Origin of the sequence: Mesorhizobium sp. M0664 (genome assembly GCF_040320565.1) — a bacterium.
In the GTDB taxonomy this organism is placed as follows: domain Bacteria; phylum Pseudomonadota; class Alphaproteobacteria; order Rhizobiales; family Rhizobiaceae; genus Mesorhizobium.
The window spans coordinates 18874-37576 of record NZ_JAMYPW010000043.1 but is presented as its reverse complement, the minus strand read 5'-3'; the positions used below and the strand labels follow the sequence as shown (position 1 = coordinate 37576).

The 18703-nt window shown below is 60.0% G+C and carries 10 protein-coding genes and 3 pseudogenes; 7 read left to right on the top strand and 6 right to left on the bottom strand.

Features of this window, described 5'->3' with window-relative positions:
• Positions 1 to 9: 9 nt before the first annotated feature.
• Together NKI39_RS27165 and NKI39_RS27160 are read right to left on the bottom strand one after the other, a co-directional pair.
• On the bottom strand, positions 10 to 1542 hold the full coding sequence (locus NKI39_RS27165; protein ID WP_352835715.1) for an acyl-CoA carboxylase subunit beta: 1533 nt from the start codon (positions 1540 to 1542) through the stop codon (positions 10 to 12).
• Complete coding sequence (locus NKI39_RS27160) at positions 1542 to 1745, bottom strand: hypothetical protein (protein WP_352835712.1); 204 nt, start codon at positions 1743 to 1745, stop codon at positions 1542 to 1544. The genes NKI39_RS27165 and NKI39_RS27160 overlap by 1 nt, the downstream gene beginning before the upstream one ends.
• A 12-nt stretch (positions 1746 to 1757) precedes the next feature.
• Here NKI39_RS27160 and NKI39_RS27155 point away from each other — a divergent pair, with 12 nt between their 5' ends.
• The 3 genes and pseudogenes from NKI39_RS27155 to NKI39_RS27145 all read left to right on the top strand — a co-directional run.
• The gene (locus NKI39_RS27155; protein ID WP_352835709.1) at positions 1758 to 3170 is read left to right on the top strand and encodes a helix-turn-helix domain-containing protein; all 1413 of its coding nucleotides are present in this window, start codon (positions 1758 to 1760) and stop codon (positions 3168 to 3170) included.
• 634 nt (positions 3171 to 3804) lie between these two features.
• Positions 3805 to 4056: pseudogene (locus tag NKI39_RS27150) on the top strand (transposase); the annotation flags it as partial.
• A 241-nt stretch (positions 4057 to 4297) separates the two neighbouring features.
• Positions 4298 to 4462, top strand: a pseudogene (locus NKI39_RS27145) (integrase); the annotation flags it as partial.
• Between the two features lie 669 nt (positions 4463 to 5131).
• Here the strand turns inward: NKI39_RS27145 and NKI39_RS27140 are convergent.
• Both NKI39_RS27140 and NKI39_RS27135 read right to left on the bottom strand, forming a co-directional pair.
• Complete coding sequence (locus NKI39_RS27140) at positions 5132 to 5827, bottom strand: OmpW/AlkL family protein (protein ID WP_352835745.1); 696 nt, start codon at positions 5825 to 5827, stop codon at positions 5132 to 5134.
• A gap of 421 nt (positions 5828 to 6248) precedes the next feature.
• A pseudogene (locus tag NKI39_RS27135) lies at positions 6249 to 7094 on the bottom strand (prolyl oligopeptidase family protein); the annotation flags it as partial.
• 1149 nt (positions 7095 to 8243) lie between these two features.
• Here NKI39_RS27135 and NKI39_RS27130 point away from each other — a divergent pair.
• From NKI39_RS27130 to NKI39_RS27115, 4 genes are all read left to right on the top strand, one after another.
• Positions 8244 to 8612: an iron-sulfur cluster assembly accessory protein gene (locus tag NKI39_RS27130; protein WP_352835704.1), complete on the top strand. Its 369-nt coding sequence runs from the start codon at positions 8244 to 8246 to the stop codon at positions 8610 to 8612.
• A gap of 67 nt (positions 8613 to 8679) precedes the next feature.
• On the top strand, positions 8680 to 9942 hold the full coding sequence (locus NKI39_RS27125; protein WP_352835701.1) for a lysine N(6)-hydroxylase/L-ornithine N(5)-oxygenase family protein: 1263 nt from the start codon (positions 8680 to 8682) through the stop codon (positions 9940 to 9942).
• 506 nt (positions 9943 to 10448) lie between these two features.
• Positions 10449 to 11228 (top strand): phytanoyl-CoA dioxygenase family protein, encoded by a 780-nt coding sequence (locus NKI39_RS27120; protein ID WP_352835698.1) that lies wholly within the window; start codon positions 10449 to 10451, stop codon positions 11226 to 11228.
• Between the two features lie 332 nt (positions 11229 to 11560).
• Positions 11561 to 13564, top strand: a complete 2004-nt coding sequence (locus tag NKI39_RS27115; RefSeq protein ID WP_352835696.1) for a class I tRNA ligase family protein — start codon at positions 11561 to 11563, stop codon at positions 13562 to 13564.
• Positions 13565 to 14395: 831 nt separating this feature from the next.
• Here the strand turns inward: NKI39_RS27115 and NKI39_RS27110 are convergent.
• A complete protein-coding gene (locus NKI39_RS27110) occupies positions 14396 to 15853 on the bottom strand; it encodes an NAD-dependent succinate-semialdehyde dehydrogenase (RefSeq protein WP_502898618.1) in 1458 nt (485 codons plus the stop codon).
• Positions 15854 to 16360: 507 nt separating this feature from the next.
• Positions 16361 to 17782, bottom strand: coding sequence for a M16 family metallopeptidase (locus NKI39_RS27105; RefSeq protein ID WP_352835690.1), 1422 nt, complete (start codon positions 17780 to 17782; stop codon positions 16361 to 16363).
• Positions 17783 to 18703 lie beyond the last annotated feature (921 nt).

The following is an 18703-nucleotide window of genomic DNA, read 5'->3' as shown; positions in this document are numbered from 1 at the left end:
TTTGCATACTCAAAGCGGGATGGTGTCATGCTTCTTCCAGCGCGTCTCGACACTTTTTCCCCGCAGCGCGGCAAAGGCACGCGCGATCCGCTTGCGTGAGGAATGTGGCATGATCACCTCGTCGATGAAACCGCGCTCGGCGGCAATGAAGGGGTTGGCGAAGCGCTGCTCGTATTCCTTGGTACGAGCAGCCAGCCTCTCGGGATCGCCGAGTTCGGATCGATAGAGGATCTCGGCAGCGCCCTTTGCGCCCATCACCGCTATTTCGGCGGTCGGCCAGGCATAGTTGATGTCGGCTCCAATATGTTTTGAAGCCATCACGTCGTAGGCGCCGCCATAAGCCTTGCGCGTGATCAACGTGACCATCGGTACGGTCGCCTGGGAATAGGCAAACAGCAGCTTGGCGCCGTGCTTGATGACGCCGCCATATTCCTGGGCGGTGCCCGGCAGGAAACCCGGCACGTCGACGAGCGTCAGGATCGGGATGTCGAAGGCGTTGCAGAAGCGAACGAAACGCGCCGCCTTGCGGGAGGAATCTATGTCGAGGCATCCGGCCAGCACCATCGGCTGATTGGCGACGACGCCTGCCGTCCTGCCCTCAATGCGCACAAATCCGGTGATGATGTTGCGGGCGAAGGCAGCCTGAAGCTCGAAGAAGTCGCCTTCATCGGCAACAGCAAGGATCAGATCCTTCATGTCGTAGGGCTTGTTGGCGCTCTCTGGCGCCAGCGTGTCGAGGCGCAACTCGAGCCGTTCCGGATCGTCGTAAAAGGGCCGCACGGGCGGCTTTTCCCTGTTGTTGAGTGGCAGGAAATCAAAGAGGCGCCGAACCTCTTCCAAAGCCTCGATGTCGTTTTCGAAAGCCCCGTCCGCAACAGAGGACTTTTGCGTGTGTGTTGCCGCGCCGCCCAGTTCCTCCGCGGTGACGATTTCGTTGGTGACCGTCTTGACCACGTCGGGGCCGGTCACGAACATGTAGGAAGAATCCCGCACCATGAAGATGAAGTCGGTCATGGCCGGGGAATAGACCGCGCCGCCGGCGCACGGGCCCATGATCACCGAAATCTGCGGAATGACGCCGGAAGCATCGACATTGCGCTTGAAGACGTCGGCGTAGCCGGCAAGCGAGGCGACACCCTCCTGGATGCGCGCACCACCGGAATCGTTGAGGCCAATGACCGGCGCCCCATTGCGCACCGCCATGTCCATGATCTTGCAGATCTTCTGCGCGTGTGTCTCCGACAGCGATCCGCCGAGCACGGTGAAGTCCTGTGAGAAGACGTAAACAAGCCTGCCGTTGATCGCACCCCAGCCTGTGACCACGCCATCCCCAGCGACCTTCTGTTCAGCCATGCCGAAGTCCGTGGCGCGATGCGTGACATACATGTCGTATTCTTCGAAGGAGCCTTCATCCAGAAGCACCACGAGGCGCTCTCGGGCGGTCAGCTTACCTTTTGCGTGTTGAGCATCGACACGCTTCTGCCCTCCGCCCGTGCGAGCCTGCGCACGACGGATCTCGAGTTGTTCAAGAACAGCTCGCATCAGCGGCCAGCCTTTGCTTCGAACAGGTTGAAAACCGACTGCATCGCGGCCAGCTGGTTTTGTCTCGAACTGGGGTTTGCTTCGCTGGACAATCGCATGAGCGCCTCCACTGGAATTACGCTCCGCATTAGTTCGCCGGCAATGAACGTGAAAGGCTTGACCGGGCGCGATTGCGAAATGTATGAAATTGCAAACAGCAACATGCGATTTTGCAAATGGCAAACGGTAAGCTCTTCATTGGACGCCGCGTCCGCGAACTGCGGGAGGCCAACAAAGCTACCCAGGCGGCATTCGCCGAGCGTCTGGGGATTTCAACCAGCTATCTGAACCAGATAGAAAACAACCAACGGCCCGTGTCAGCTGCGGTGCTTCTTGCGCTCGCCGAAAAATTCCATGTGGACATCGCTTCGATCGGCGGCAGCGAGGCCGACCGGCTGCTCTCGGCGCTGAGCGAGGCACTTGCTGACCCCGTATTCGGCGGTGTTTCAGCCGGATTCCAGGAAATAAAGCTCGTTGCCCAAAACGCACCGTCTCTTGCCCATGCACTGATCACCTGTCATCAGGCATATCGCAGGAATAGCGAGCAGCTTGCCGGCTTCGACGACCAGCTGATCCGAACCAATGCTTTTGCCGAGCCGACACCCTACGAGGAAGTGCGGGACTTCTTTCATTTTGTTGACAACTATATCGACGAGCTCGACCGCGCGGCCGAGCACCTGGGGAAGGCCTTGGGCTTGCCGGACCGAGATGTCGGTACGGCTTTGGCGGATCATCTGGAACAGCATCATCACATTCGCATTGCGCGCGCCAGCAATGGCGAGCGGGCAATCAGGCGCTTCGACCCTTCCGCGCGCGTGCTGTACTTGAACTCATACTCACCTGCGCCGACGCGGAGTTTTCAGATGGCACTCCAGATCGGCGCCTTGGAGCACCGCGCGGAAATCGACGCGATCATCGAGCGAGCGCGCTTCCGGACCTCCGAAGCGGCAGAGATATGCAGGATCGGCCTCCAGAATTATTTTGCCGGCGCCCTCATGTTGCCATACGGTCACTTCCTTACCGCTGCAAAAGAACTTCGGCACGACCTCCAGCTGCTCGCTATGCGCTTCGGCGCCAGCCTTGAGCAGGTGGCGCATCGTCTCTCAACGTTGCAAAGGCCTCGGTTGAAGGGCGTTCCGGTCTTTTTCGCGCGCATCGACCGGGCTGGCAACATCACCAAGCGCCACAGCGCTGCGAAGTTGCAGTTCGCTCGCTACGGTGCAGCTTGCCCGTTGTGGAACGCTCATCAGGCGTTCGAAACCCCAGGTCGCATGATTTGCCAGCTGGCCGAGACGCCAGACGGTGTGCGCTATCTCAGTATCGCCACGGAAATCACCAAGGCGGACGGTGGATTTGGCTCTCCTCATCGACGCTATGCGATCGCACTCGGATGCGAGATTTCCGACGCGGGCGATTTCGTCTATGCCGACTGGCTCGATTTTGCCAACAGCTCAGCCTTCGAGCCCATCGGGGTTTCTTGCCGTATTTGCGAGCGCAGGGATTGCATTCAACGTGCCATCCCGCCGCTCAACAGCACCATTACGATCGACCACGACCGACGCAGCGAACTGCCGTACACGATTTGCTGATTTCAAGGAGGCGGCCGGGATACCTTGCCGGCGGTCGGCGCCATTGGTCGGTGGATAACAAGGCGCGGATCATTGCGGAGACGCTGGAGCCTTGCCATCATTTCCGATGTCGCCCGTCGTTATGGCCTTAGGCCGCAGCAGGTCTTCGCCTAGTGCCGCGAAGCGCGCAAACAGGCTGCTTCGGTGCAGCAAGATTCTCCTGCCTTTGTGCCGGCGGTTGTGACGGCGGCGGAACCTGTAGCCAAGCGCCCAGCGAAGCAGCGGAAACGGCAAGCCACCTAGACGCCGGCATGATCGAGCTTGAGATCTACGGCATCGCGATGCGCGCCGGCCGGGGCGCCGATACCAAGACGGTGGCCGCAGTGATCCGCGCCCTGAAGGCGACGTCGTGACGAGTCGACGGGTGCGGTCAAGGTCATGGTGGCGACGAAGCCCGTTGACTCCCGCAATTGGACTAATACTACAGTTGCGGATAATTTGATTCTCTGATTCACTTCGACAGGTATGGAGGGAACCATGTCTGTCGCTTCGTGGTCAGGGTCGTTGTTGGCTTGGGAGCAGGAGCTCACAGCGCTGAAGCGTCCGCCGCAAGCGATCGACATCCGGAGAAAAAGCCTGCTACCTGGTCTTCGTCCCACCGGGTTCCTCCTTGGCCGAATTGGCGGCAGTGGCCGGCCTGCGCTGGGCGATCGAGGAGTACTTTGAGCGCGCCAAGGATGATCTCGGACTTGATCATTGCGAGGCTCGGTCCTGGCATGGATGGCATCGCCACATGAGCCTGTGCATGGCCGCCCTGGCATTCCTCTCGAAGCTGTCGGCTGATCTTCGCCGCAGCGCATGGAGCAAACCGAACGAAACGAGTCCAAAGGAGCCAATCGCCGCCTGATCCGGATGGCTGCGCTCGTCCGAGCGTCCCCGAGATCCGCTATCTCCTCGCCCGGATCCTCATCTTCCCACCGACACAAAAGCCCTTCATCATCGCCTGGTCGCTATGGCGACGACGACATCAGGCCGCGGCCACCATCTGTCATTACAAACGGCATAGACATCCGCAACTGTAGTACTAACCCGCTCCGCGATTGCGGAGCAACAAGGAGGGTGTGTGCCGCCGGCAGGAGGAGTTTGTCATGACCCAACTTCGCCAGCGCACGACCGAGGACATGGAGGTGCGCAACCTCGCGTCCACCCAGCTTTCGTATCTGCAACAGGTGTCGCTGTTCGCCCGCTACTTCTGTAAGTCGACGGACTTGCTCGGGCGAGAGGACATTCGGACCTATCAGGTGCTGGTCGCTATCCACCACCCGTCATAGGATCTTTGATAAGACCGCAAAAAATAGGAGCAATGCTTGCAATCCGGGTGCCCGAACTAATCATCCGCGAACTCGGGCTGCCGCTGAATGGCGCGTGGACCTGGAGATCGCCGCCCCTCGCGGTATTTTCCCGGCCATACCCACGCGCTCTTTCTGGGCTTCGGAGCGAATGTCGCTAGATATGCGCAGCTGCCCGGTCCCTGCAGCCCGCGCGCCTTATTGGGCTCGGGCGGGTCTCTCGACCAATCCCGTTGTCGAGCTCGCGGGTCGGCGGGATGCGATGTCGGGCATCTGGCACCTTCCATTCGACATCGTTCGAACGGTGCCGCCGGCAACTGCCTCAAGGCTGCTCGCTCGATCTCCTTGAATAGTTCCCGGCGAGGTTTGCCGACATGATCGATGATCACCTGCTGCCCGCGTGCGAAAAATCGGACGACATCCTCTATTAGCGTCTCAAGCCAAGCTTGTTGGTGTTGCCGTTGAATGTTGCTGCGCTAGAAGTGAAGACACGTCTCTCAATTTCACCTTTTCGGAGCGTCAAGGCTCTGAGGTATAAGGGCGCACGAGGCGCCCTTTATTTCAGATCGGCTGCCCGAACGGCCGCTAACTTAGTGTCGGGGCTTCAACAAGAGCCTTCTTCGCCTTTCGCTATCAGAAACGATAGCTGACCCCTGCGCCTATCAACCAGGGATCGAGCTCGGCCTTGCCCGTTAGCTTCGCGCCGTCTACCGTGACGTCGAAATCTGGCTTCAGGAAAAGCTTCTTCACGTCGAAGTTGACGCCCCAGTGCTGATCCACCATGTAGTCGAATCCGACCTGTAGCGCGGTGCCGAACGTGTTCTCGACCTTGAGAGCATCCGCGCTGCCGGCATCCTGGTTATAGAAGACCGTGTAGTTCACGCCGGCACCGACATAGGGCCTGAAGGTGCCGAGACTGGTAAAATGATACTGCAATGTGAGTGTGGGCGGCAGCAGCCAAACCTTGCCCACCTTGCCCAGCCCACCGATCGTCCCTTGGCCGTCGATGTTGGCGTAAGTCGTGCCGAGTATGAGTTCGGCGGCGATGTTGTCCGTGAAGAAATAGGAGATATCGAGTTCCGGCGTTACGGTATCCGAATAGGAAAGACCGGAGCCTGGCACTGCATTGACGTAGCCCGAATTTTCAGTGATGACCCCCAACGCGCGCAGGCGTATCTGCCAAGGGTTTGGCCATTCCGTGACCGCGGCTCCCGCCTGCGGGACGCTCGCGGCTTGCTCAAGGTCCGCCGCGACGGCCTGCTGTCCCACCACAATGAGGACGACGGCCGCTGTTGCTCCCCGCGCCACGCCCGTTTGCTTTCTCGCCATGATATTCTCTCCTTGCTCTTCAGAAATGATGGACTGCACTATGAAAAAACCTGTTGGAATTGCTGAGATGAACGGAGCATCTGCGTGAAACTGTGCACACATTATTTGCGCCGTGCTCGCGATCAGCAATCTGTACTCACTATTGAAAAGTTGCTCGTGTTGGCCCCGGTCACCTATCGACCGACATCGGTTTGCCAGCCGATCGAACTGCGAAGGAAATTTTTGCCCAGGCATGAACGCGGGCCGCTCCCGGTTGTCCTTGCCGTAGCCGTGCCGCCCGCGCTGGGCTCGTAAAAGTAAAGTAGGCCGGATAGCCAAGAGCCTGCAGCTTCGCGGCCATCTTATGCGCGTGGCCCGGATGGACGCGGTCGTCCCGCTTCGTGGTGGCGAGCAGGATAGGCGGATAGGGCTGTCCCGACGCCGCCAGCCAGTCGCCGAATCCATTCCATCGGGCGTCCCGCGGAAGGTGGATCTGCATCTTCGGACCGCTCCTGTCGCCGATATGACCTATCATTTCAAAGAAGGCCGGCGTCTCGATGAACCAAAGGCGCTCGCTCTCGGCGGTGCGGTCCAGATGGCCGGACACGCCCATGGAGTCGGAACCGGTTTCGAATATTACCGGCGCGGTGAGCGGATCCGCGCCACGCTTCCACAGCCGCACGGTGCGCGCGTAGCCGGAGCGGGTGGCCATGCCATCACCAAGCGCACTGGAAAGCAGAAGCGTGTCAGGGTCGAGCCAATTAACCCCGCCCTTGGCCTCCGCGAGGTTGAAACCGTCGGCGACGAAGCTAAGAGACCCCAGATCGAATTCGCGATGCACGACCGCGTCGCTGCCGCCGCGCGACAGGCGCAGAACGGCTCTTTCCCGTCTCTCTGGCTCGAGCGACGCGCCGCGCCAGATCCAGTCCTCTCCGTCGCTAGCGGCGAGGGCGTCCAGATCGAGCAGTAGCTCCCACTGGGGATCCATTTTCATGTAGGCGGCAAGGGTGGTCCGGCGCCACAGTCCGCGCGGATTTCCGGCATCTTGCCAGAAATCGTAGAGGTACTGGCCACGGCGGGTGATCAAGGAAATCTTGTCAGGACGGTCGAAGATCGCTGTCAGGGCGTCACGGTCGCGATCGAACTGCGTTACACCGAAGTGCCCCAGGGTTCTGGCCGACTGGCTGGCGGCCCAGGCAAGTGCCCGTTCGCCTTCTACATCTTCGAGCCAAAGATAGGGATCATCGTCGGGAGCATTCAGCGTTGGGCGGAAATCGAATGCGGTCATGTCAGGATAACGTGAAGAATGATGTCGTGGAAAACAATTTCAAGGTTCTCCTTAGGCTCGGGAGAGCTTTGTTATCGCAGCGGCGACCGCATGTTCGGCGCGCATGATCATGGGATGATTTCTCCTTTTTCCGTGCCGCAGCGCGTTTGCGGATAGCCCCGCATGTGTCGTGCCAAATGAGAAAATCATTTCAGAACAACGCGATCACCCTGATGGCGCTGTGTCTCATGTCCGACATCGTCGAAGATCCGACAACGAATGCAGCCGTGACGGCCTGATAGAACCTCCTGTGCGAGCTCGGTGGGCACTGCGGAATAAGCAGTGAAGCTCACTGCGAAACTGGCCGAGCTGGCTCGACATTGGCGACGGGGCGATCGACGACCACTACGTCGCCGATGTCGGGCGCGGCACAGCCTGAGGACTCCGCGGCGGCGATCATCGAATAACTGCGTTTACGATGGCTCCATCCTGGCCCACCGGTCGGCGCGCAAAAGACTGCTTTGCGGCCTTATCCCTCCGCCTGGATTGAGTCGCAGGGACCGAATGGCGCACGTGCTTTTGGAACCGGCAGAGTGGTCATAACGCGATTGTCTTCCGGCTATCTTTACAGAGATTCGACAATCCAGTTGGTGAAGGTCCCATATCGCGCAAATCTTTGATGCGCTTAGGACTGGGCATGTGCCCATCCGCGACCATCTCATCAAGAGCATCGATCCGATACCAACATGGAGAATTGCTTACCCATGAGAGAGGCCTCGCGGCGGACATGAGATTGCGTCACTCTTCATGATCGCGGCCTCCGAGGATGTCGGGATCGAGCCAGTGCAACGGCACGACTGGCGAAGGATCTGGCAACTCTTGCAACTGCCGACCTCGATGAACAAGGCACATCGCGATCTGTCCGGCAGAGACACAAGGTTCTGCACTGTCCGTTCATGAGGACGTCGTGCTGGTCTCTGCAGAAAAGTGCCCGATTAGCTATTCGGAAGGCGACATCGACGTGCAAATCAGGCGCCGCCGTGAGGCGTCCCCCTCAATGTCGGATTTCCGACAGGATCGCAAATCCGCCAACCCATTGTTTAATAAAATTTCCTTCTCTGGCACGGCCCATGCATGGGACTCTGCGAACGCATCAGCGAGACGCCGTCCATGATCATGCGCACCGAAAATGCCGTCGCCGCAGTGAAAACCGCGCTCTCGCCTGCCATCAAGCCGCCGAAAGGCCGGCGCGTCATGGTCGAGGCGGGCGATTGCGCCGGCTTCAAACACCTCAATGGCCTGGAAAGCTCCTCGCGTGACGGCGACGCGGGCATCCAGACGGGCGGAAAGGACATACGTCGTTGCCCCACTCGCCGGCATGACCCGTCGATTGTCACCGCGCTGGAATGCTCGGGTCTACATTCGACGACCCGAACGCGCTGGACAAATTCTCGCAAACGCGGTCGGGACCGGGGCTCGAAACGTCCGCGAGGGGGCCCAATGGCTATGGCCGATATTTGCCGCGAACAAGCCGCCTAGTGGGAAGACTCTATAGGAGGAAGCAGTGGAGTTATCTTGCGTTGGGGTCGGTGCTGGGCCGTCTAATTTGAGCCTTGCGTGTCAGATACACGAGCAAGTTGGGCAAGGGGCACTGTTCCTGGATCGGCAGGTCGACTTCCGCTGGCATCCAGGCATCGCATTCGATTCCTCGGAGCTCCAGGTCAGCCACTTCAAGGACCTGGTCACACTGGTGAATCCGCGATCAGCCTACACTTTCGTAAACTACCTGTACGAGAACGGGCGTCTGTACCACTTCCTGAACGCACAGTTCGAGGCTGTGTTCAGAGCTGAGTTTGAGCAGTACCTGAACTGGGCCTTCCACAGGAACCCACTTGTCCATGGCGGCGAGACCGTGCACGAAATCCGCTTTGACGGCGCGTTTCGGGTGAGGACCGATAACGCGGTTCTCGGCGCCAGAAACGTCGTGGTTGGCATTGGCAAGCAGGCGCAAATCCCACCTCAGTTTCAGGGCTGGATTGGACGCAACCTGTTCCACTCATCTGTTTTACTGCACATCCACCCTGAGGTGCGGAGAAAGCATGTCTGCGTGGTCGGCGGAGGCCAGTCGGGAGCCGAGGTGATGTTGCATCTTGTCGGCCTGCCGAAAGAACGGCGGCCTGCCTCGATCACTTGGGTCTCGCAGCGCGAAAACTATCTGCCTCTGGACAACAGCCCGTTCACAAACGAGTTGTTCATGCCCTGCTTTTCGGATCGTTTCGCGGCGATGAGCGAGTCGCAGCGTAAGCTGCTCCTGCGGCGTTTCGTGCTTGCCTCCGACGGCATTTCGGAAGGCACGTTGCGCGCAATCTATCAGGCGCTGTACCGCCACGCATTTTTCGAACCAAAGCGATGCGACATCACACTGCGGCCGGGCTGCACCGTCTCGCACTGCATCAACGCCGGCGCGGGTCACAGGCTGACCCTGCAGCACGGCATGGACGAGGTCGAAGAAGTCACGGCTGACATCGTCATCCTGGCCACCGGTTACCAGAACGCGGTGCCAGACTTCTTGAAGCCCATCGCGCACCGGCTGGAGCAGATCGACAATGAATTAGCTATTCGCGAGGATTTTTCGGTGAGCTGGGACGGACCGCGTGACAGACGCATCTTCGTACAAAACGCGAGCCTCGGGCAGCGCGGCTTGGCCGATCCGAACCTAAGCCTGCTGGCCTGGCGCGCGCGCCGCATCCTCGATAGCCTTCTTGGGCGCGCGCCATGCGCGAACCCCGAGCATCCTGGCTTCATCAGCCATACCTCGATCGCGAGCTGGCCCGCCCCCGCAGCCGAAGAAATGGGCAGCGGGATATGACTCGTAGACTTTTGATCATTGGCGGTGGCATCCTAGGAATGATGTCCGCCTCCGCTGCGGCGAAGGCCGGAGTCTTCTCCGAAATCATCGTGACCGAACAAGCCCTTGGACCAAGCGGCGCATCGCATTATTCTGGGGGCGTGCATTTCCCCTACGGTTGTCAAGACCGTACCAGGTCGCTCACTCGAAAGAGCGCCGTGGTCTTGGCGGCCATGGCTGGGTCGGCGGTCAGCGGATGGTGCCGGCCTTTAGCGATGCGTGTCGTGGCTGGACCGGGTGAAGCGATTGATCCGGCCCAGTTTACGGAACCCCTGGACCCGGCTGAGCCTGACATAGGCAGTCTCGCGCCGAGCTTCTGCGGAGAATATCCGCCGGAGCGGAACGCACTTAGCATCGCCGTCCCACATGACGTGAGTCCGTCTCCGTGGACCCGCAACTTGACCAGCGCCCGACTGCCCTAATTGGGATGTCCGACCAACCAGTCTTTCCAACAGGAGGCTTTTCGCATGTTGACTGATGCACAAAGAGAAAACTGGCAGAAAGACGGATACGTCAAGCTCGAAAGGTTCTTCGCTCCAGCGGCTCAGGAAGATATCTCTACTTTTGTCGAAGATATGTCACGCTGGGATGTCAGCGATGATAAATGGCTCATGTGGTTCGAGAAGACGACGGACAATCGAAAGATCATCTCCAAGATCGAGAATTTTCTCGACTTCCATGATCCATTGCGTCGTTTGCTCTTAGAAGATCAGCGCATAAAGTCAGCGGTCGAGGATTTGCTTGGCGAAGATTCGCGCAGGCTCAAGGAGTTGCTGATTTTCCACTACCCCGACAGCGGCGGCTATCTCCCGCATCAGGACATTTATCACATTCCACACAAACTCCCCGACCGGATGGTCCATGCGGTGGTTGCCATAGGCATCGACGACTCCGACCCGGAAAACGGCGGGCTTTTCTTCAGCCCCGGCAACCACAAGAAGGGGGTGTTTCCCATGGATGCCGGCGGGGTGATCGATCCTCAAGTCGCCGAAATGTTCTCCTGGGAACCCGTAGTATGGAAGGCTGGCGACATCTTCATCTTCGACGATTACGCACCGCACTACTCACGACCGAACAAAAGCAATCGTTCGCGGCGGACACTCTACTTGGTGTTCCAGCGTGCTTCAACCGGTGGACCGACCCGCGCTGAATATAACGTGCTTAAGCGCGCCCTTAACCCACCCGAGGGCAAAGTGGCCGATCTCGACAATCTCAAGCCCCCAAATGGCATTTTCTATCGCGATTGAGCTCACGCAGCAAGGCGGAGGCATGCACACGAAACTGATCGGCCGCTCAAAAATGCGCGGAGAGTATGGCGTTCTGATTTGCGGGCTCGCGGAGCGACCGCAGCCCGTTACGACGCTTCGGCACGTGGATTGTGGAGGTGGTCGCAGGCCGGTCTTCTATGACGCCTACAGCCCGACTGGCGCCGCCCTCGTCCCCCGCCTGGCGGCCCAGAGCCGCATTATTCTGGCCGGGGCCGCCAACGGGTTGAGCTGCCGCTTCTCTGCGCAACTTGCACAAGAGGCTGTTGCGTTGGCAGCCGAAGATCCCACTGCTTCAACAGCTTAGGTTCGTCATGCGCAAATACACGTTTTCTCGAACGGAGCTGTCGCGGGCGTTCGGTATCGACACGGCCACGCTTGGAACGGGCAGCGCTCGCACGGGGTTTTCATTCGGAAAGGTTGGACCGGGCGTTACATCCGAGCCCCATCGGCACGACGAAATCGAGGCCTTCGTGGTCCTGTCTGGCGCGGGCAAGGTCACGACCGACCGTGGGGAAATCTCGGTCGAGGCGGGCGATGTCGTTCTGTTCCACCCTTTTGAAGCGCATGTGCTGCGCAACGACGGAAACGAAGACCTAGATTTCGTCGATGTCTACTGGCGAGACGGCGAGGCCGCCCTTGATGCCGCTGCAAAGATCACGGCTCCACGCGGGCCGATCTTCGTCTTCTCCACGCCGCCAACGCCAAATGGCGATCTGCATCTGGGGCATCTTTCTGGCCCCTATTTCGGCGCCGACGTCTATACTCGTTTCCTGCGCATGAAAGGGGTCGAGGCCTACCACCTGACAGGAAGCGACGATTACCAGAGCTACGTCACGATACGCGCCGATGCCGATCAATCGACGCCTGCAAACGTGGCGCGCTACTACGCCGACGAGATTCGCGCCACGCTTGCACTTCTCGATTGTGACGTCCACAGCTTCCAACCCACAATGGGCGATGACGGTTACGGCGAGTTTCAAGCCGCGTGTTTCCGCAGTCTTCTGAGCAGTACGGCGGTAGATCTGCGCCAGAGCCCTGCGCTTTTCGATGCTGTGACAGGCCACTATCTTTACGAGCCGGATGTTAGCGGCCTCTGCCCCGATTGCGGCGGCTCCGCTGGTGGCAACATCTGCGAGGAATGCGGCGCCCCAAACCTTTGCCACGACTTGGGTGCAGCCCGGTCACGGCAGTCTGCCGAGGCGCCGCTGGTCGGCTCCGTCCGCCGCCCGGAACTTGCCTTGGACCGATGCTACGACAATATCGACCGGCATCTAAGGGCGTCGGGCGTCCCGCTACGGATCTTGGATCTCTTCGCGCGCCTACGCCGACGCGGCAACTTTTCAGTGCCCATTACCCACCCCTCGGACTGGGGCCTGCCGGCCGAAGGGTTCCCGGGGCAAGTGATCTGGGTCTGGCCGGAAATGGCCTTCGGTTTTCTTTACAACATCCAGGCGCTCGGCCGCTTGCTGGGTCGCGACTGGAAGGCGGAGATGCCCGGCAACGACTGGCAGATTGTCCATTTCTTCGGCTTCGACAATTCGTTCTACCACGCGCTACTCTACCCCGCTCTTTACGCCGAGGTCTTCTCCCACTGGACGCCACGCATCCGCTATCACGTCAACGAGTTCTACCTGCTCGACGGGAAGAAGTTCTCAACCAGCTGCCGCCATGCGGTCTGGGGCAAGGAGGTTCTGAGCCCAAAGACAGTCGACGTCGTGCGCCTCCATTTGGGCCTGACACGCCCCGAAAGTGAGCGGACGGATTTCACGCTGGCCGCGCTGCGCCGCACCGAGAACGAGGTGTTCCAAGGGATTTGGCTGAACTGGCTTGATGCGTTGAACCAGGAAATCCAGCAGGATTTTGGCGGCCATGTACCCGATGCAGGCGACTGGAGCCCGGCCGACCGCGCCTTCTTTGCTCGGATAGAGATCTATCGCGCGGCGATGGAACGCGCCTATTCGGACGAAGGCTTCTCGCTCCGGCGCGCGGCCGCTCAGGTCTGCGATTTCGTGCGCGATTGCGTGATCTACCGTCGGGCGCAAGACTATGCGGCGGCGCGACGTTTCTATCCCGCCCGCAATCGGACTTCGCTAGCCCTTCAGACGACGGCCGCTGCGATCCTGGCACCGACACTCGCTCCGCTGATGCCCCGATTCGCCAGAACGCTGGCGCGAGGCATCGATGGCGTCTCAGACGAAACATGGCCCCGGTCCGTCCAGCGCCTTGCGCCCGGGACGCGCTTTGATCTCGGACCCGTGTTGGTGTTCTACGCCAAATCCGGCAATCCTCATCTCGATGAGGAGGAAGCACTATGAGCCGAAAGGTGCACCAGTGAGCTATCCCAATCTCGACCAGATCTGCGCGGCAATCAAAGCCGATGATGCCAAATATCTTTACTCGCTGTCACTGGCGACCGAAGCCGCTATCAGACGGTAGAGACCAGATTGGCGGACCTGAACCAACGCATCGTCGACACCCTGGCCCGCGCCTTCGAGGACCGCTCGGCCGATCGCTTCCCAGCCCTTGCTGTTTCGTGCCGCAAATGCCGTGTGGGCTCGACTGCGCTGACCAACCTCTTCGGCATCGCGGGATTTCCGTCCTCCAGCCGGTCAAGACTGTCATGCGGTTCGAGGCGCTTGGTCAACCTGGCGCGCCCTGGATCGTGCGCCGATCACCGGAAATGTCGAATGCGAATGCCTGCCTGATGGTATCTTCGATTCTGTCCGAGCCTGTACTGGCGCGGCAGTCGGCCGAAGAACAACTGAGCTACTGACAATCGGAAGGTAGCAGGTTCAAAATTCTGCCCCAGAAACCGGATATTGCGCACAACCAGCGTTCACGATCGCGATGGTGCACAAGCTTCCAACCATACCCGCGCAACGACAGCCCGTCGCCTGAAGATACTCGGCGAGGGCCGCCAAATCCCTCGCAAGCGTATCCTCCGTCACATGCACGCCGTCTTCGCCGACAATGCAGACGCTTGTCTCGTCGAGAGATAAGTCCAGCCAGGGTCCTCCTTCAGGATTGCGTGTTTGCTCGGGTACGGAGCCGCCCCTCAGTTCCCAATCGAGGAGCGATCCTACAGTTCACATATGTGGAGATCGCTCGCTAGGTTACCCGGTCTGTGAACCCTGCAAGCCGAAAATTCAGATGCCGCCCATGCAGAGATATTTCATTTCGAGGTAGTCCTCGAGGCCATGGCGGGATCCCTCCCGCCCGATGCCGGACTGTTTTATCCCACCGAACGGCGCCGCTTCTGAAGACAGCCGGCCGGTATTTACCCCGACCATTCCATATTCCAAGGCCTCGGCCACACGCCAGACACGCTTCAGGTTGGAGGCATAAAAGTAGGCCGCGAGGCCGTAGATCGTGTCGTTGGCCTCACGCACGACCTGATCCGCATCTTTGAAGCGAATAATCGGGGCCAGCGGCCCGAATGTCTCTTCTTGCGCGACGGTCATCTCGCTGGAGACACCGGTCAGGACTGTCGGTTGGAAAAACGTGCCATTCGTGCCGATGCGTTTGCCCCCGCATCGAATTGCGCCGCCTTTGGCGACGGCATCGGCAATATGGGATTCGATCTTGGCCAAAGCGCGCTTGTCGATGAGCGGTCCGATGTCCACTCCGGGAGCGAAACCGTCACCAACTTGAAGTTGGCGAGCCCGTTGCACGAATTTCTCGACGAACTCGTCGTGAACGCCCGACTGGACGTAAAGGCGGTTCGCCGAAACGCAGGTCTGGCCGGCATTGCGGAACTTCGCCTGGATCGCACCGTCAACCGCGGCATCGATATCGGCATCATCGAAGACGATGAAAGGTGCATTGCCGCCGAGCTCAAGGCTGACTTTTTTGATCTGGTCCGAGCACTGGCGCATGAGAAGGCGCCCGATCTCAGTCGACCCGGTGAAGCTGATCTTGCGGACCTTGGGATTGGTACAAAGTTCGCGGCCGACCGCGTCACCTTCGGACGCATAGATCAGGTTGACGACGCCTTCGGGAAAGCCAGCCTGATGGGCGAGGGCGAACATTGCTCCCGCCACGAGCGGCGTCTGTTCAGCGGGCTTGAGGACGATCGTGCAGCCCGCCGCCAAGGCTGGCGAGATTTTGCGCGCCACCATCGAGGCCGGGAAATTCCATGGCGTTATCGTGCCAACAACTCCGATGGGCTGCTTGATTACCAGCATTCGGCGGTCCATCGATGGTGCGGAGATCGTCTCGCCATAGACGCGATTGGCCTCCTCGGCGTACCATTGCAGATACGCCGCAGCATGCGATATCTCCGACTTGGCTTCGGCAAGCGGCTTGCCCATCTCCGCGGTGAGAATCTCGGCGAGATCGTCGGCGTGGTCGATGATCAACTGATGCCATCGCCATAGAACGTCGCTGCGCTCACGTGCGGTCAACCCTGCCCATCCAGGCTGAGCGACATAGGCCTTGTCGATCGCAGCGCATGTCTCCTCGACACCCATGTCGGGTAGTTCTGCCAGCACTTCGCCAGTCGACGGGTTGAGGACCTCGAATGTCCGCTCGCTAGTCCGCGTGCCAAGTGCCGGCAGGCGATCAATGGGTCCAAACAGGTCAGGGGATCTCAGGTGACGGATCATCGGCAGGCACAGGGGCAATACCGGATTCCTCCTCAACGCAGCAGGTATATATAGCAGGTGCGGTGTGTACTGCGCGAGGTCCGGGTTCCTTATAGGGCCTCGGCCAGACAGCTGGTAGACCACGGTACCCAACTGGAAAGGGAGAATACCTGAATACGCTAGAAGATGCCTCGCGGTTCTACTAGTCGAACGATTGAACAACGGACATCGGCTTCGCCAGCCGCGCGGAGTGGATGCTGGTGGCCTGCGCCTACAATCTGCGGAACACGAATCGGCGACTCTATCGACTTGAAGAGAGGCTGGCCTGAGGAGGAGCGCACCCCAATAATGACGCCTGAACCGGCAAATGCCTGGCAACGCCCGCGAAAACCGATCCTCGGCTTTAAACAGATCCCGTTTACCGGGCGAGCGCCCGCAAGATGAGAAAGAGGATGGAGAGGAACAGGGTGGCGAAGGCGCGCCAAGGGAAGACCGGCCGGCGCTTTTGCATGGGGATGGAGCACATGATCAATTCCCCGCCTGTTGCTGCGGCAAAAGATAGCCTGTGGTCGAATGGTCGAGCACCAGATAACGCGCGGCGACCGCCTTGACCTCGTCGATGGTGACCTTGCGGACGCGGTCCGGCCTCTCGAGCACGTCCTTCACATTGCCACCGGTGGTGAGCGTCTTGCCATAAATGTTGGCGATGTGGTCCAGCTCGTCGTGTGCAAAAATCACCGAGCGGATATAGCGGTCTTTGGCCTTGTCCAGCTCGTCGCTGGTGACGCCATCCTTGGCGATTCGGGCGACTTCGGCAACGGCCGCCGCTTCGAGATCGACGAGCTTTGCATCGCCGCGCGGCGAGCCGGAGATAGTGAAATTCGTGTCGTCTAGCATGGTGCCCTGGAAGGAGGCGCCGGCCGCCGAGGCTATGCCTTGCTTGACGACAAGCTCCTGATATAGCCGGCTGCGGTTACCGCCACCGAGGATCTCGGCCAGCAGGTCGAGCGCCTCGGCCTCGCCGGGCTCTGCCGTATGATAGGACGGCACCACCCATTGAGTGGAAAAGCTCGGCACCGAAACGCGCGCATCGGTCAGCGTCACTGTGCGCCTGGTGTTCTGCTCCGGCTCGACCGGACGGTTGCGCGGGGGCAGGTCCGGCCCGCGCACAACCTTGCCATAGGTCTTCTCGGCCAGCGCCTTCACCGTCTCAGGTTCTACGTCGCCGGCCACCACCAGCACGGCGTTGTTCGGTCGGTAGTATTTGTTGTAGATGGTGAATGCGTCGGTGCCGTTCAGCTTCTCCATCTCCTGCATCCAGCCGATGACCGGAATGCGGTAGGGCTGGTTCTGCCGCAACGTCGCGTTGACCTCCTCGTCCAGCAGAGCATGCGGGTTCGTCTCTCTGTGCCAACGGCGCTCCTCCAGGATCACGTCGCGCTCGGTCTTGATATCATCGTCGTTGAGGATGAGGTTGAACATGCGATCGGCCTCGAAGCCCATCATCTCACCCAACGCCGAGGGCGCCACCGTCTCGAGGAAGGTGGTGTAGTCATAGGCGGTGAAGGCGTTATTGTAGCCGCCGATGGCTGAGACGGCTCGGTCGAACTCGCCGGCGGCGTGGTTGGTCGTCGCCCTGAACATCAGATGCTTGAGGAAATGGGCAAGGCCGGATTTGCCGGGTGGCTCGTCGGCGCTGCCGATCTTGTACCAGACCATATGAGTGACGATCGGCGCGCCGTGATCGGGGATTACGACCACTTCCATGCCGTTGTCGAGCAGGAAATCCGTCACCTTGCCGCCGTCGGTGGCGGCCAGAGCCGGAGTGGTCGTCACCAGGGCCAGCGCGGTGGCAATGAACGCCTTGCGCAGCCAGGGGGACGATCGATGGCTCCGGTTGTGGTGGCTGGTCGAAAGGCAAGGTTCGAGGCAAAGTGATTTGTTCCTCATTTTGATGAAGGCGCTGCGTCCCCGTCTCCCCGCGTGGGAGGATCGGCGGGCAGCGCCGAGCCAGATGAATAAGCTCTTCATGGGGCCAGGCCTTGCTCGAGCCTCATCTTTGGATGGACCCAGGAGACCTGCGGCGGTATTTCTTGGTGAGGTGATCATGGGACGGATTCTCCTTGGTCCGCGACGCCTTGCGGATGACCAAGCATGCACCGTGCCAGATCAGAAAACCGTTCGAGGCAGTGGACAAATCGGGCTCTGCCATGTTGCGCATCCGACATTGTCGGACATCGGACAGGGCCGAACGCGACGCGCGCGGCTGAGAATATCTTCTTCGTTCGGAAGACGATTGGGCGCGCTGCCGGGGAGGGGTATAGGATGCGCTTCGAATGGCCGCTGCACTGGCGGTGAGAATGGAGATGTTGGTCGCCCCAGCGGAACCCTGTCCTCGACAGCCAGACCGGGTCGATGAACGGCAGAGGCGCGAGGAGCGTAGCGAACTCGAGCGCGGAGCCTGCTCGCGCGCTAGGACGGATCTGATCCAAAATCGGCGAGTTGGGCGATATCCGCGAGGCGCTGGAAAACGAAGATCGTAGGACTCGGGCGGGAAAAAACAATGCGGTTGCGCGCTTCTGGCGTAATGCGCCTGCCGCGAGGCCGTTGAGCCTGATGAGTTGCTGCGGGAAAGGGGAGTGTTTGCGCGGGACCTTGGTCAAACGTAAGAAAACAACCGTCGAGCTCGCCCTGGATGGGGCATGCAGGCACGTTTGTCGCTGGAGGACAGCAGCACGGAAGCTGTCCGCGCTTGCCGTCGTCGCTGGGTACCAAACAGGAGAATTTGCGGTCGCGATCGAATTCATCTGCGTAAATGCCACCTGGCTGTGCTCGGTTTGCCGGCGAACAGATTTTGCCTTCTTTGCGGCT